Here is a 14,821-nt window from a genome sequence, read left to right as displayed (position 1 = left end):
GCAATGCGGCGTAGCCGTTCAGGCCTTGCCGTGCAGGTCTGGCTCGTCTAGCGCAAGCCCCCTGACCGGCGCGCGTTACTCACGGCTGCCACGAGGCCGTATCTGCGGACCTTTTCATAAAGCGTACTTTTGGCGATGCCCAGCTGATTCGCTGCCTGCGTGAGATTGCCGGCGTGGCGATCGAGCGCCCGGCGGATCGTTTCGGCTTCGGTCATCCGCAGCGATGCCTCCGCGCCCTGTTCCGATGTGCCTGTAGCGCTTGGCGCGCCGCACTCGACTGGCACCACAGGAGCGCGAACCTCCGCAGGTAACGTCTCCACGCTGATCGTCGGGCCGTGGGCCAGCAGGAGGGCGCCTTCGATCGCGTTGCGCAGCTCGCGCACGTTGCCCGGCCACGAATAATCGAGCAGACAGGCATAGGCCTCATCGTCGAACGATCTGTCCTGCAAACCGTAAGATGCGCACATATGCGCGAGCCAGTATGCAATGAGGGCTGGCAGGTCTTCTGTACGCTCGCGCAGACTCGGAATCGACACAGTCGTCACCGCAATGCGGTAGAACAGGTCCATGCGGAACGTGCCCTTGCCAATGGCATCCTTCAGGTCGCGATGGGTTGCGGCGACGAGCCGGAAGTTGACCTTGCGCGGCGTGTTCTCGCCTAGCCGGTATATTTCGTTTTCCTCCAGAACGCGCAGCAGATGCGGCTGAATGTCGAGCGGCATTTCGCCGATCTCGTCGAGAAACAGCGTGCCGCCGTTGGCCGCTTCGATCTTGCCCGCGGCTCCCGACTTGCGCGCCCCGGTAAAAGCACCTTCGGCATAGCCGAACAGTTCGCTCGTGAGCAGGTCTTTCGAGAGTCCGCCGCAGTTCAGTGCGACGAATGGCCCGTTTGCCCGTTCGCTGGCCTGGTGGATGCCTTGCGCGAAGAGCTCCTTGCCCACGCCTGTCTCGCCGAGCAACAGGACAGGGACTTTCGAGGGCGCGAGCTGGCGCGCCTTGTCGACGGCCGCGCGCAATACGCGGCTGTCTCCGACGATGCGCCCGAAGCCGCGGGTCGCGCCGTGATGTGGCTCGCGTTCGCGGGCAACCGGTTTTGCGCCGCGAACGGCGGGGGTGCCGGGGATCACGATCATGAAACCCACGACACCGTCTTCGCGCAGTATTTCGACATGGGCATGCCGCAGCCAGGCCGGTGCTGCCGCCGAAGCGACGGTGCCTGACCTGGTGTCCAGTCCGGGCAGCATGAAGCTGGCGTCGAGCTGCACGTCGAAACCGAGTCGCCGCAGCGCGGGCACGATCTGGGCATTCGCCTTGACGAGGCGTCCCTGCTCGTCAACGATGAGTACCCCGTCCGGGCCGTTGGTACCCAGGCGTGACGCGCACAGGTCCAGCACGCGCAAACGCCGCTGCATGGCATCCTTGGCAAGCCGGCTTTCGATGCGCCCCGCGAGCGACACGGTCAGCGCAAGCGTGTAGCGGCTGTAGGTGTCCGCGAGTCCCGAGACATCGATCACGCCCAGCACGTGGCCATGGAACGGATCGCGGATGACGGTTGCCGAGCAGGTCCAGCGCTTGATGCCGGCGCAGAAGTGCTCTGCGCCGTGAATCTGCACGGGCTGCCCCAGTGCAAGTGCAGTCCCGATCGCGTTGGTGCCGCAGTTGAGCTCGGTCCAGTTGCAGCCGGGCACGAGCCCGACCTCACGCGCGGGCTCGATGATCCGCATGTCGCCCTCGTGCTTCAGGACGATGCCGTCCGGGTCGGCAAGCAGCATGACCGTACCGGTCTGCGTCAGCAACTCGCGGATTTGCTGCATGAGCGGCAGACTTGCGCTGATCAGACGGTTGCTGGCGCCTTGCCACTGCATCAGCTGGTCTTCGCCGAGCGGCGGCGGTGCGCGATCCGCTGCCGGGTTGACCTGCCCCAGGAGGCAGCGCTGCCATGAATCGTCGACGACGCCGCGCACCTCGGCCGAGTGCCATTCGTCGCCGCCCACCCGATGCTCCCATGCCGTCATGATCCCGGCGTCGTGCTGGGGACTGGAAAACCAGTCCATGGGCGTGCCTGTCTGTTGCATACCTGTCTCCTCGCAGTTCGCATTGGCAGCAAACCGTGAGGCCGTTTTTGCGACCGGCCTCTTTTTTCATTCCAGTCTTGCCCGGCAGGACCGGCCGGGCTCGTTGCTGGGTATCGTACTCCGATCCGGTGCCATGACCGGCTCGCAATCGATCCCGTACAAGCAATGCGTGCGCCAGCCGGCCCCCGGCGGGCCTCGTGGTGCATGCTGCTAGCGCAATCGGGCGAGTCGGCTTCAACTGGTTGAGCGAAAGCGCGCCCGGAAACACGCCGACCGTCCGGAAATCGAACGGCCGGAAAACGAACGCCCCGCTTCGCGCTGTGCGAAAGCGGGGCACACCGGCGTCAAGGCGCGCCAGCCGGTTCGAACCTCAGGCTAATCGACCCGCTCGGGGACCGGCAGCTTGACCCATTCGGAGTAGAACGCGTCGATGTCGGGCTCGAAGTCATGGACGACCGGATACCACGGCGTAGGCGCCTCCACGTCATGCATCGCTGCGCACGTAGGGCAGTAGTATTCCCGATACACCTGCCATTGCGTATCGGGCGCCATCAGCCGCGGATAGACTTCGTCCATGGCTTCGTCGGTATCGCGTACGAAGACGTTGGCGTGCAGCTTCCAGTTTTCCCGGTAGTCGCAGAACACGTGGCCGCAGTCGCACTGCGTGACCCATTTCTTCGTCGCCCATTGCTGCACGATGTACAGGTGCGGCCCGAGCGGCAGCACAATGCGGTCTTTCCAGCCGAGCCTGGCCTGCAGCGACTCGACGTACATCTGAAACCGCTCGCCGTCCTTGGGCATCGACAGCATGCGCAGCGTCGTGTCCCAGTCGAGCTTGCCGTCGACCAGATTCCGGATCTGTTCCCTGGTGTAGGTGGACATTGCGTTTCCTCCTCGAATTCCTTGATGGTTGCGCGAAAGCCGGCGGACTTACTCTTCGACCAGCACGACGGTCTTGACGTCGGGCATCTTCGAGAGGTCCATGCGGAATTTCGAGCCGTAGGTCGGTACGTCGAGCTCGTCTTCAGTGAGCGTCCACGAGTCCGGCAGATCCCAGAACGCCCGGAACTGCTGCTCGAACTTCGTCGAGAGCCCGAAGCTCGTTGCGAACATGTGCTGCACCTGGGGTGCGGCGTGTTTGAGCACGATGCGCTCGCGTTCGCTTTTCATCCATTCGCGCGTGGGTTGCGAACGGGCCAGGCGCTCATTGCGGATCGCGACGCGCTGCAGCGCAGTTGCCTTTGCGTCGACGGTCCAGAGTCCGTTGGCATCCTTCGTCGCGACGGCGCCGTACACCTTCTGCGCGTATTCGGGCAACAGCAAGGCACTGTTCAGATCCCGTTCGACGGCTTCGGGCTCGCGATCGAGCGGGTCGCCAAAGCCGGGGCCGCCGCGCAGATAGTTGAGGTAAAGATCGTAGTTGCTGTAGCAATCCTCCGTGGTCATGCACTGATGATCGCGCTTGATGATGGCGCCCGCGTTCAGGTGATTCTCGTAGTCCGGGAAATCCGGGTTGGCATCGCCGCCGAGCGGCAGGCTTTCGCCCAGTGCGATGCGCTCCTTCAGGCCGGTGCGATGCGCCTCGAAGCGGTAGCCGGTGGCGCTCGGGTAGCCGCCCATGAGCCCCCAGTCGCTGTTCATGTAGCCGTTGCCCATGAAGAACATGGTCCAGTCCTGCGCCTTCCACACCATGCGCAGCGTTTCGAAGCCGCACCCGCCGCGATACTTGCCGTAGCCGCCTGAGTTCGTCTTGATGTTGCGGCCGAGGTAGAGCAGCGGTTCCGCCATCTCCCAGATCTCGATATCGCCCATGTCGCCTTCGGGATTCCAGATCGCGGCGGCATGGCTGAGGCCGTCCTTGACTGCGCAGGCACCCGTGCCGCACGACGAAGCCTCGAAGCTGTTGACGGCATGGATGTCGCCATCCTGGTTGATGCCGCCGCCCTGCAGCCAGTTCGACGTGTTGGCGTTGCCCGCGTTGACCTCCTCGAGATAGCCGCGGCTGAAATAGGCCTGCGAGAGACCTCGCCACAGCGCGCTCCAGCCCGAAACCAGGAAGTGCCAGGCATAGGCGTGACCCGTGCGGCGGTCGTCCGGATTCATCCAGGCGCCCTTGGGCAAATGGAACTCGGTGCCGAAATAGGCGCCGTCGTTGATGCGCTGCGTGGGGACGAGTGTTTGCGTCATCATTACCCAGATGCCGCTCGTGAACGCGACCTGGTGCGCGTTGTACGAGTGCCAGCCCCAGCGGCTCGCGCCCTCGAAGTCGAGCCGCCACGTACCGTCCTTGCGGATTTCCATTTCCACGGGCGAGTGCATGATCGAGTCGAGTTTCGCGAACGCCGACGAGGTCTGCACATCGGGATGGTTGTACGGCACGTCGACGAAGGCGACCTTGCGATACTTGCCCGGCAGTGTCATCGCCTTGATGCGGGTCTGCAGACCCCTGCGTCCTTCCTCGATCACTTCATAGGCAAATTTTTCGTACGCTTCGAGTCCCTCCTCTTCGATCACTTCTTCGATCAGGTTGCGAATCATGTGGCAGCCTGCAATGCGCGTGCGCTCGTCGAGAATCCAGTACTTCGGTGTGCGTACCGAACGCTGGCTCTCGTGAAGCCAGTCGCGCAGCGGTGTGTCGTTCACGCCGGTCTTTCGGCACGTGATCATGTAGCCGTCGCCGAAGCGCTGCACCTGGCCTGTCGACATCGATCCCGGTGTCACTGCGCCTGTGTCGATCACGTGGGTCACGCCGCCCACCCAGCCGACCAGCTTGCCGTGCGAAAAGATCGGCACGATCGTCGCGATGTCGCACGGATGGACGTTGCCGATCGAGCAGTCGTTGTTGGTGAACATGTCACCGGGATGAATGCCGGGATTCGCTTCCCAGTTATTTTCGATCATGTACTTGATCGCCGCGCCCATCGTGCCGACGTGGATGATGATGCCGGTGGAGGTGAGCACGCAGTCGCCCGCGGCGTTGTAAAGCGTGAAGCACAGTTCGCCTTCCTGCTCGACGATCGGGCTTGCCGCGATCTTCTTCGCGGTTTCGCGCGCATGGACGAGGCCGCCGCGCAGCTTCGAAAACATCTTTTCGTAGCGGATCGGATCGCGCTCGCGCAATTCGAGCCGCTCGAGCCCGTTGTAATGGCCTGTTTGACCGGTGCGCGCGAGGATGCCGTCGCGGAACTGCTTGAGGGTCTGGCCGTTCTTGAGGAGGTCGGCGAAGCCAATTTCCTGGCTGGATAGCATGTTCATTGCGTGTCTCCTTGCTGGACTTCCCTGAGATGGAAGAGGCGGTGCTTGTCGAGCGTGGTCGCGAAGCCTTTCGGAACGACGAAGGTTGTCGCGTCGGATTCGATGATCGCCGGGCCGGTGATCTCGTTGCCGGGCTTGAGCGCCTCCATCTTCCACAGGACGGCGTCATGCCATTGCTTGTTGCGATAGAGCCTGCGCACGCCGGTTCGCGCCTCGGCCGGCGGCAAGGCGCCGCCTTCCGCGTCCTCGGGGAGCACGGGCTTTTGCGTGATCACCATGCCGCGCATGATGGCGCCGGTGACAGAGAAGCCAAGCTCGGGCGAACGCGCCGAACTGGCATAGACGCGGCCGTAGGTGTCCTCGAATGCCGCGACGATGCGGTCCCAGTCCCCAGCCTGCGCGGCGCTGGCGATGGGCGATTCGATCTCGAGGTCGTTGAGCTGCCCCATGTACTGCATGCGAAAACCCGGGCGCAGGATCACGTCCTGCTCGCTGAAGCCATTGATGCGGAATTCTTCGACCACCTTGGCGGCGAGTTCTGACCACGCCTTCTGGATGGTTTGTGCGGCGAGGACCTTGTCGTCGTCGCCGGCGAGTTGCGGCAGCGCCAGATCGACACTCTTGTCATACCGATACTCGAAATCCGCGCACGCGCAGCCGAATGCCGAGAAGCCGGCGGCCCACGCGGGCACCACGACATCCTTGAAACCGAGCCCTTCGGTGTAGCCATAGGTGTGGACCGGGCCCGCGCCGCCATACGAAAAGCAGACGAACTCCGTCGGGTTGTAGCCTTTCGCGCTGACGTTCGAGCGCAGGTACTCGCGCAGTTGCAGGTCCAGCAACTCGATTACGCCAGCGGCCGCATCTTCGACAGAGAGCCCGAGCGGATCGGCGATCTGCGCCTTGATGTGTTCGCGCGCCCGGTTGACATCGAGCTTGATCTGGCCGCCGAGGAAGTTGTCAGGGTTCAGGTAGCCCAGCACCACATGGCAGTCGGATACCGACACGGTCGCGAGCCCGCTCTGCGGCCAGCAGGTGCCGACGCGATAACCGGCGCTGTCCGGGCCGAGCTTGATCGCGCCGCTATAGGGATCGAGTCGCACGAAGCTGCCCGCGCCAGCGCCCACTGAATCCATCGTGACGAGCGGCAGCGACAGCACGAGGCGAGCCATGTCGGGATCCGATGCGATCGCGAAGTTGCCCTTCGTGATGAGCGCCATGTCGAACGACGTGCCGCCGATATCCGAGCAAGCGATGTTGTCGTAGCCGAGGGCCTCGCCGAGCAGCTTCGAACCGATCACCCCGCCGATCGGGCCCGAGACGATCGTGCGCGCGAGTTCTTTCGCCTTCCAGCTGATCGTGCCGCCGTGGGTCGCCATGACCCGCAGGTCGAATTTCGCACCGTGCTTGCGGAAGCGGTCGCTGACCTTTTTGAGCGTCTGCCGCGACGGCTCGGCTGCATAGGCCTCGAGCACGGTCGTATTCATCCGGTGGCTTTCCTTGCGCTGCGGATAGTAGTCGACCGAGGCGAACACCGGGATGTCCACGCCGATCGCCTTCAGTTCCTCGCGCACGATGTCGCGCGCCAGGCGCTCGCTCGTGGCGTTCTTATGCGACTGCAGGAGACAGATCACGATGGCCTTCGCGCCCGCTGCGACCAGTTCGCGCGTCGCCTGCCGCACTTCGGCGTCGCGTACGGGAATGACGATTTCACCCTGGACGTCGGTGCGCTCGGTGACGCCGCGCGTGCGCGAGAGCGGCACGAGCGGCTCGTCATAGCGGTGCGTGTTCAGATGAATCCGCTCTTCGAGCGCATAGCCGAGGTAGCTCTGGATCGCGCGGCCCATCGAGTGCACGTGCTCGAAGCCTTTATTCACGAGCAGCCCGACGTCGAGCCCCTTGCGCTGCACGACGCGGTTGAGCATGGCCGTGCCGGAGTACACGCAGGTCACGAGCTCGGGATAGACGGCGTCGACGTCGCGCTGCCAGTGCGCGAGCGCGTCCTGCGACGAGTTGAAGATCGCGAATGATTCGTCCTCAGGGTTGCTCTGCGCCTTGCCGACGACGAATCGCCCGTCGGCGCGCACGAAGAAGGTGTCGGTCATCGTGCCGCCGGCGTCGATGCCCAACACCTGGACTTGCGAAAGCCCTTCCATGGTTCCGTCTCCAATGATTGAAGTAGTCACGAGCCGCGTTGCTCACGTTTGACCGAATGCATCGCATGCGATGTGGCGGCTCGCGCTCGTCTCTGCAACAGCCATGCCATTGGCGGGCAATCCAGACCAGAGCCCCGCGTGACAAGGCCGCGCGAGCAGAGCCAGGCGCAAGGGCGGGGAGGCGGTGCGTCCAGAACAGCAGCTCGACGGCCGGTTTTCAGCCTTGACCGGCGTTCGAATGCCGGTCGGTCGAGCGCATCGGATGGTTAATGTCGTTGCAGGTTCACCTGGATGAGGGAGCGGATACGTCCAGTCGCGCAGCGACTTCACTACGTCAAAGAAAACGAATAACCTCGAAGCAGCGCCGCAACGAGAGACGGGACCGGGCACGACAATTGCTCACCGCAAAACAAATTAGCTGGAACAGGGAGAAACAATGTCCAAGCGCCTCAACACGCGCCTGCGTGCGCTCGTACCTGCGCTCGCCAGCGCGTGCCTCGCAACCGGTCTCGTGCTCGCGTCGTCCGACGCCAGCGCGCAATCCGCGGCCTACACGAGCGAACCGGTGGATCTGTACGCAGGGCCTTCAGGCGACTATCCCGTCGTCGCGGAACTGGGACCCGGCCAGCCCGTCACCGTGATGGGCTGCGTGGGCGACTATTCGTGGTGCGACGTCACGGTGCCCGGTCTGCGCGGCTGGGTGTACGGTGGGTATCTCAGTTATCCGTATCAGGGCAACTACGTGCCGCTCACCGACTATGGCGCGGAGATCGGCCTGCCGATCGTGGCGTTCTCGCTCGGTGCCTACTGGGGCAGTTTCTATCGCGACCGGCCATGGTATGGCGAACAACAGCGCTGGGAGCACGTGCCGCCGCCTGAACGCGGCCGCCCGCCGGCAGCGCCGGTGTGGCATGGTGCGCCGGGCCGTCCGCCCGCCATTCAGTCTGGCGGTGGCGGCCGCCCGCCCGCGCCCAATGAGCCGATGCGCGGCGCACCGCCGCCCGGAGCGCAACGCCCGCCGGGCAACCCCGAAGCGCCGCGTGCGCCGGGCTACATGCCGCCGCAGGGCGCGGGACGCCCGCCCGGCAACGTGGAGCAGCCGGGCACCATGCGTCCCCACGAGGCGGGGCATCCGCCCGAGCAGCAGCAATTCGGCGGCCGACCGCCGGCCGGCGCTCCCGCGCAGGGCTATGCGCGTCCTCCGGCGCCCCAGCCGCAGGGCGGCATGCATGCGCCCGGGCCCGCACCTCAACAGCCGCAGGGGCGGCCGGCCGCGCCGCCTCAGGGTGGTCAGGGCGGCCATGCTCCCAGCCAGGGTGGCGAACGGGGCAACGACCGGCAAACCGAGCACTAACGCATAGCGCGTTTCTTCGCTGCAGCGGCGGGATCTCCATGGCGGGAATCCCGCCGCTGCTGTTTTCCGACTGCGAGTTAGGATTGCGAATCAATCAAGGTGTATGACGGTCATGCGCCGCGTTACGCAGGCTCGCAAGAGCCATCGCCCAACCCATGCATCCGCCTGGCTTTTCTCAGCTTTTCGTCGGTTCTGACAGATTTAACAATCCCTGACAGTAAATTCATGGCGCCCAGGTGAGAATACGTCGTCGCGGCTAATGCAGGCATGGCCGCACGCCGCCAGCGCCACGCGAGCTTCGCGCATGCGCCGCTGGCAACGGATATCTGCTACGGGGGCTGGCTCGCTCGGGACCTGGCGACGCAGTCAGCAAGAGGAAGTCAGAGCGAACCCGAGTTCGCCGGATAACGCTGGGAAAACCAGTGCTTTGAGGTGGACGTGGCGATGGCGGCACGTGCCTCGTCGTGCAGGGAGGCGGCTGCGGCCCGCTGACAGCGTCGGGCGGTGACGCTGGCAGCGGGGCTCGCGCTGCGTACGACGATGACTGCGCTGGCGGTCCGACTCCGGGGGCGGAATCCGGAGACCATGCAGTGCGCTGCACGCGGCCGTCGCCACATTTTTTTCCGCACTTCTGAACGCATTCTCTTTGCCGCTTCGCGCATTGCGAGCGGCTCGACGTTGTTGCGTCCGCGAAAAAACGCCTGGCCGTTTCACACTTCTGATGCTCTGCCTGCTTGTCTTCACGGGGGCTACATGTTTTTCCGATCCGGCCGTATGCGTTTTCCACCGGGCTCGCGCGTGGACGGCCCCGACAGTGGCCGCGAGTTCGACCGCATCGAACTCGACCTCGCGCGCGACCGCCATGCGCGCGCCGCGATGGAGGCCTACGCGGATTCCTGCGCGGCCGAACTCCCGTGGCTCAGCGAAGCGCTGAACCTTTCGCGTTTCGGCGCGGCCGAGCGCCTGACACAGTGTTCGTCCACCGTGCTGCGCGTGTTCATGACGGCGCAGTCGCGCGCGGCCTTGCAGCCCGACTATGCGCACGCGGCATGGGAGCACGTGCGCTCCCATCTGACCGCGCTGCTCGCGCAATCGCCGTCGGCTGCGGGCGAGGAGGCCAGGCCCGGTTCGAACGAAGGCAAATTCGACTACCATGAGTGATTAACATGAGAGCGATCTGTTCACCGAAGTCGAGCGCGGCCTCGCGCTCCCATTTTTTTCGAGACGCGGCGAAAGTAGCGGGCTTCGGCGCACGGCGGGTCCCGCGTGCCGCCAGGGCCAGGGCGGACGGCCGGCGACCCGGCGCCGGTGCGCGCGCCAGAGCCTGCCAGACGATGGTCCCGGTAGCAGCGCGGTGCGGCAGGGAGGCAGTCCATCCTGAGACGATGAATAACAAACCTGGTTGCGGGGTGCTATGAGAGTTGCAGTACTGGATGACGATGCAGCGCAGACAGAGTTCGTCTGCCAGGCCTTGAGCGCGGCGGGCCACGCCTGCCACGCGTTTGCCAAGGGCAGCGAGCTCGTCAGGCAGCTTCGGCGGCAGACGTTCGATCTGCTCGTGCTCGACTGGAACGTGCCCGACATGGCGGGCGACGAGGTGCTGCACTGGGTGCGGCAGAGCCTCTCCACACGCCTGCCGGTGCTCTTCATGACGAGCCGCAGCCGCGAGGCCGACATCGCGCAAATGCTCAACGCCGGCGCCGACGACTATGTCGTCAAGCCCGTCTCGGCGCCGGTGCTGATCGCCCGCGTCAATTCGCTGCTGCGCCGCGCCTATCAGCTGCACACGCCCGCGTTCAAGGAAACCTTCGGCGAGTACGAGTTCGACCTGAAGTCGCGCCAGGCTTCAGTGAGCGGCCGCAACGTCGCGCTCACGCAGAAGGAGTTCGATCTCGCGCTGTTGCTGTTCCAGCACCTGAGTCGGCCGCTGTCGCGCGCGCACATTCTCGACGTGATCTGGAAGCAGTCCGACGACATTCCTTCGCGCACGATGGACACGCACGTCTCCATGCTGCGCTCGAAGCTCGGCCTGCGCCCCGAAAACGGCTATCGCCTCACGCCGATCTACGGCTACGGTTACCGGCTCGAGCGTATCGAGGGGGACAACGCGTGACGGGCGCGCGTGCGGTGCGCGCCACCGCGGCGCCGTTCCTTGCCTTCGCGCTCGCATTCCTTGCACTTCCCCGCGGCGCCGAGGCGCGTGAGGGCGCTGCGGCGCAGCCGCCCGAGATGACCACCTACGTCACGCGCCCCGGCGACTCGCTCTACGACATCGCCACGCGTTACCTGCGCAATCCCGCCGACTGGAAGAAGCTCGCGAGCCTCAATCATGTGAGCGAGCCGCGCCACCTCCGGCCGGGCACGACGCTGCGGGTGCCGGTCGCGCTGCTGCGCCAGGATGGCTTGAGCGCGAAGGTGGTCGCCGCGAACGGTCCCGTGCAGCATGCGTTCCGCGCCGGTCCGCTCCTGCCGCTCACGGTCGGCGAGAGCCTCGTCGAAGGCGACCGGGTGCAGACCGGCCACAACGGCTTCGCGACCCTCGAACTGGCCGACGGCTCGCATATCGCGCTGCCGCCCGATACCTCGCTCGACCTTGCCACGCTGCGTCAAACGGCGCTCACGGGCGCGACCGACCGCATCGTCGATCTCCACCATGGCGAGGTGAACAGCGAGGTCACCCATGCCACGAAGAAGGACGATCGCTTCCAGATCCGCTCGCCTTCCGTCGTGGCCGGCGTGCGCGGCACGCAGTTTCGCGTGAGCTATGACGGCGACAAGGGCGCGACGGCGGTCGAGGTGCTGGACGGCGCGGTGGGCGTCGACGCCGGCTCGCCGGCCCGCAACGGCCACGGCGCCCGCGCACAGCCGCCGGCACCGGGTACGCCGCTCAGCGCCTCGGAGCAACTCGTCGCCGCGCAGCACGGCAACCTCACGCTGGCGGGCCAGCCGGCGGGCGCGCCCGTCACGCTGCTCGACGCGCCCGAGCTGCTGCATCCGTCCAGGGTGCAGGACGACGAAGACGTCGCCTTCGAAATCGCGCCCTCAGCGGGAGCGAGCGCCTGGCGCGTGCAAATCGGCCGCGACGCGGGTCTGCTCGACATGATTCGCGACCAGCGCAGCGCCGACCCGCGCGTGTCGTTTGCCAACCTCGACGACGGCACCTACTTCGTACGCATCTCCGCTATCGACGCTCGCGGTCTCGAAGGCATGCCGGCGTCCTATGCGTTCGAGCGCCGGCGCGTCGCGCTCGGCACGAGCGCCGGTCCCATTGAAGGCTCGCGTGACTTCGCGTTCCGCTGGTTCATCGACCGCAACGCGCCGAACACGCGCTTTCGCTTCGTGCTCGCCACGACGTCCGATCTGCGCGCGCCGCTCATCGACCGTACCGACATCACGGCGGGCGACGCGGTCGTGCGCGACCTGCCGAAGGGCGTCTACTACTGGACGGTGATCGCCGAGCAGTTCGACAACGGCCACTATTACCAGAAGGCAAGCCCGGTCCAGTCGTTCAGGCTCGACTGGTGACTCGGCCAGACGAGGTGGAGCCGCGCATGAGCGTGAGGCCGCCCGCGCGCCTTGGCCGCTCAGTCGGGCGGCGCTTCCTGTTCGAATGGGCCGGAGTGGGCTGCGCGGGCGTGGTCGTGGTCGTGCTCTGCGTGCTCTGGCGGCTCACGAGCGGCGCCGACCATCTGGTCTATGACCGCCTGCTCTCCGCGCGTGCGCTGCCGGTGTCGCCCGACATCGTGCTCGTGGAGATCGACAATGCGAGCGTCGCCGCGCTCGGGCGCTGGCCGTGGCCGCGCGAACTGCATGCGCGGCTCGTCGATCAGCTCGCGAAAGCGGGCGCCGCGGCCGTCGTCTACGACGTGCTGTTCACCGAATCGTCTCCCGACGACGCGCACTTTGCGCAGGCGCTGCGCGCGCGCCCGGCGTTCCTCCCCATCCTGCTCACCCCCGCCGACGACACCGGTCGCCGCGAGGCCGTGCGCCCGGTCGCGCCGCTCGCGCAGGCGGTCGCCGGCATGGGCCATATCAACTTCGAAGTCGATAGCGACGGCATCGTGCGCAGCGTCGCGCTCTTCGAAGGCGACGCGCAGCAGCGCTGGCCGCAACTGATGGTGCCGGTCTGGCGGGCGGTGCGCAACGGTGCCGTGAAGCTCGCGCACGGCACGCCCGCGGCCGCGCAGCGCGATGATGTCCTGCATGCGGCGGCGCCTGGCACCGAAGCGCGTTTCCTGATTCCGTTCGGCGCGAATTCGCAGACCTTCCAAAAGGTCTCGTTCGCCGACGTGCTCGATGGCCGCGTGCCGCCCGAGCAGTTGCGCGGGCGCGTGGCGATCGTCGGCGTCACGGCCTCGGGGCTCTACGACCGCTTCGCCACGCCGCTCTCGGGTACGCTCGGGCCGCTGCCCGGCGTGTACATCCACGCCATCGTGCTCGACACGCTGCTCAACGGCAGTGCCATCCAGCCCGCGCCGCCGGTCATGGTCGTGTTTGCCTCGCTCGCGCCGCTCGTGCTGCTGCTCGCGGGCTTCCTCGTGCTCTCGCCGCTGCGCACGCTGCTGCTGCTCGCGCTCCTGATCGCCGTGTCGCTCGGTGCGAGCGCGGGCATGCTGCACGCGCGCCTCTGGCTCTCGCCCGTGCCCGCGATCGTCGCGCTGCTCATCGTCTATCCGGTGTGGAGCTGGCGCCGCCTCGAAATGACGATGGCTTACCTGCGCAAGGAACTGCGCCAGCTCGCCGACGAACCCTACCTGCTGCCCGAGGCGGCCACGCCGCGCCGCGAATTCGCCGGCGACGCGCTCGCCCAGCAAATGGCGCTCATGGCGCAGGCCGCGCAGCGGCTGCAGGACATGCGCCGCTTCGTGTGGGACAGCCTCGATTCCGTGCCGGAGCCGATTCTCGTGGCCGATCTGCGCGGTGTCGTGCTGATCGCGAATCATGCTTCGCGTGCGTATCTCGAGCGCCTGGCGGTGAGCGCCGCGGAAGGGCGCCGGATGCAGGACGTGTTCGGCGACCTCGCGCTCGTCAAGCCGATCGACCCGGCGCCCGACGCGATGGCGTTTGCGCACGCGCATTGGCCCGCGCCGCTCGACCCGGCGCGCGACGAGTTCGCGGAGCTGATGGAGCGCGGCGTGGAAGTGCGCGCGCGCGACGGCAGCGACTACCTGCTGCGCTACGCGCGCTGTACGAACGCGCAGGGGCAGGCGGTGGGCTGGATCGCGGGTCTCGTCGACGTGACCGAGCTGCACGACGCCGAACGCCAGCGCGAGGACGCGCTGCGCCTGCTGTCGCACGACATGCGCTCGCCGCAGGCCTCGATCGTCGCGCTCGTCGAGACAGAGCGCGAGCGCGGCACGCTCGGCTCGGAGCCCGTGCGCGGCGTGATGGAACGCATCGAGCGCTACGCGCGCCGCTCGCTCAAGCTCGCCGACGACTTCGTGCAACTCGCGCGCGCCGAGTCGCAGGTGTACGCGCTCGAGCCCACGAGCCTCGCGGAACTGGTGATCGACGCGAGCGACGAAGTGTGGCCGCAGGCGCACGCGAAGCGCATCCAGATCGACACCGTGTTCGAAGGCGAGCAGATGGGCTGGATCAACGCCGACCGCTCGCTCATGACACGCGCGCTCGTGAACGTGCTGAACAACGCAGTGAAGTACAGTCCTGCAGATACGCGCATCGTCTGCACCGTCGCGCTGGACGAGCGCGTTGCGCCGCGTGTGGTCTGCTCGATTCGCGATCAGGGCTACGGCATCGCGCAGGAAGATCAGGCGAGGCTGTTCCAGCCGTTCCAGCGCTTTCACGCGGAACAGCGCCCCGAGGTGAGCGGTGCGGGGCTTGGCATGGCGTTCGTGAAAACCGTCGTGACGCGCCACGGCGGCGACGTCCAGCTGGACAGCGAGCCAGGCAAGGGCACCGTCCTGACGATGTCGCTGCCCGCGTTCGACGCGCCGGTTTGAGCCGCACCAGGCCGTTGCGGC

Annotated in this window: 9 protein-coding genes; 5 read left to right on the top strand and 4 right to left on the bottom strand. The window is 66.3% G+C overall.

All coding sequences use genetic code 11. The features are described from left to right. Nucleotides 1-47: 47 nt before the first annotated feature. From A3CW_RS0122440 to A3CW_RS0122425, 4 genes are all read right to left on the bottom strand, one after another. Nucleotides 48-2,075, bottom strand: a complete 2,028-nt coding sequence (locus tag A3CW_RS0122440) for a sigma-54-dependent Fis family transcriptional regulator (RefSeq protein ID WP_028205573.1) — start codon at nucleotides 2,073-2,075, stop codon at nucleotides 48-50. A gap of 375 nt (nucleotides 2,076-2,450) precedes the next feature. Next, nucleotides 2,451-2,957, bottom strand: coding sequence for an acetone carboxylase subunit gamma (locus tag A3CW_RS0122435; protein ID WP_028205572.1), 507 nt, complete (start codon nucleotides 2,955-2,957; stop codon nucleotides 2,451-2,453). Between the two features lie 48 nt (nucleotides 2,958-3,005). Continuing rightward, nucleotides 3,006-5,330 (bottom strand): hydantoinase B/oxoprolinase family protein, encoded by a 2,325-nt coding sequence (locus tag A3CW_RS0122430; protein WP_028205571.1) that lies wholly within the window; start codon nucleotides 5,328-5,330, stop codon nucleotides 3,006-3,008. Next, entirely contained in the window at nucleotides 5,327-7,486 is a 2,160-nt protein-coding gene (locus A3CW_RS0122425) for a hydantoinase/oxoprolinase family protein (protein WP_028205570.1), read from the bottom strand. Before A3CW_RS0122425 ends, A3CW_RS0122430 begins: the two co-directional genes overlap by 4 nt. A gap of 436 nt (nucleotides 7,487-7,922) precedes the next feature. On the opposite strand from A3CW_RS0122425, the gene A3CW_RS50295 reads away from it, so the two are divergent. The 5 genes from A3CW_RS50295 to A3CW_RS0122400 all read left to right on the top strand — a co-directional run bounded on the left by A3CW_RS50295 (nucleotide 7,923) and on the right by A3CW_RS0122400 (nucleotide 14,800). After that, entirely contained in the window at nucleotides 7,923-8,840 is a 918-nt protein-coding gene (locus A3CW_RS50295; protein WP_081771758.1) for an SH3 domain-containing protein, read from the top strand. Nucleotides 8,841-9,614: 774 nt separating this feature from the next. Then, nucleotides 9,615-10,001 (top strand): peptidase, encoded by a 387-nt coding sequence (locus tag A3CW_RS47200; protein WP_245623720.1) that lies wholly within the window; start codon nucleotides 9,615-9,617, stop codon nucleotides 9,999-10,001. A 253-nt stretch (nucleotides 10,002-10,254) separates the two neighbouring features. Continuing rightward, entirely contained in the window at nucleotides 10,255-10,953 is a 699-nt protein-coding gene (locus A3CW_RS0122410) for a response regulator transcription factor (protein ID WP_028205569.1), read from the top strand. Continuing rightward, on the top strand, nucleotides 10,950-12,365 hold the full coding sequence (locus tag A3CW_RS47195) for a FecR domain-containing protein (RefSeq protein ID WP_051481640.1): 1,416 nt from the start codon (nucleotides 10,950-10,952) through the stop codon (nucleotides 12,363-12,365). The genes A3CW_RS0122410 and A3CW_RS47195 overlap by 4 nt, the downstream gene beginning before the upstream one ends. A gap of 26 nt (nucleotides 12,366-12,391) precedes the next feature. Next, nucleotides 12,392-14,800, top strand: coding sequence for a CHASE2 domain-containing protein (locus tag A3CW_RS0122400; protein ID WP_028205568.1), 2,409 nt, complete (start codon nucleotides 12,392-12,394; stop codon nucleotides 14,798-14,800). The last annotated feature ends 21 nt before the right edge of the window (nucleotides 14,801-14,821 follow it).

The sequence above is a fragment of the Paraburkholderia nodosa DSM 21604 genome (assembly GCF_000519185.1).
GTDB lineage: Bacteria > Pseudomonadota > Gammaproteobacteria > Burkholderiales > Burkholderiaceae > Paraburkholderia > Paraburkholderia nodosa.
Note: the sequence above shows the minus strand (reverse complement) of the source record. Positions and strands in the feature narration are given on the sequence as shown.

What these genes read in the sequence shown, in the direction of transcription:
- A3CW_RS0122435 (WP_028205572.1), bottom strand. Translation starts at nt 2,957, where the DNA reads ATGTCCACCTACACCAGGGAACAGATCCGGAATCTGGTCGACGGCAAG.
- A3CW_RS0122430 (WP_028205571.1), bottom strand. Translation starts at nt 5,330, where the DNA reads ATGAACATGCTATCCAGCCAGGAAATTGGCTTCGCCGACCTCCTCAAG.
- A3CW_RS47200 (WP_245623720.1), top strand. Translation starts at nt 9,615, where the DNA reads ATGCGTTTTCCACCGGGCTCGCGCGTGGACGGCCCCGACAGTGGCCGC.
- A3CW_RS0122400 (WP_028205568.1), top strand. Translation starts at nt 12,392, where the DNA reads ATGAGCGTGAGGCCGCCCGCGCGCCTTGGCCGCTCAGTCGGGCGGCGC.
- A3CW_RS0122440 (WP_028205573.1), bottom strand. Translation starts at nt 2,075, where the DNA reads ATGCAACAGACAGGCACGCCCATGGACTGGTTTTCCAGTCCCCAGCAC.
- A3CW_RS0122425 (WP_028205570.1), bottom strand. Translation starts at nt 7,486, where the DNA reads ATGGAAGGGCTTTCGCAAGTCCAGGTGTTGGGCATCGACGCCGGCGGC.
- A3CW_RS50295 (WP_081771758.1), top strand. Translation starts at nt 7,923, where the DNA reads ATGTCCAAGCGCCTCAACACGCGCCTGCGTGCGCTCGTACCTGCGCTC.
- A3CW_RS0122410 (WP_028205569.1), top strand. Translation starts at nt 10,255, where the DNA reads ATGAGAGTTGCAGTACTGGATGACGATGCAGCGCAGACAGAGTTCGTC.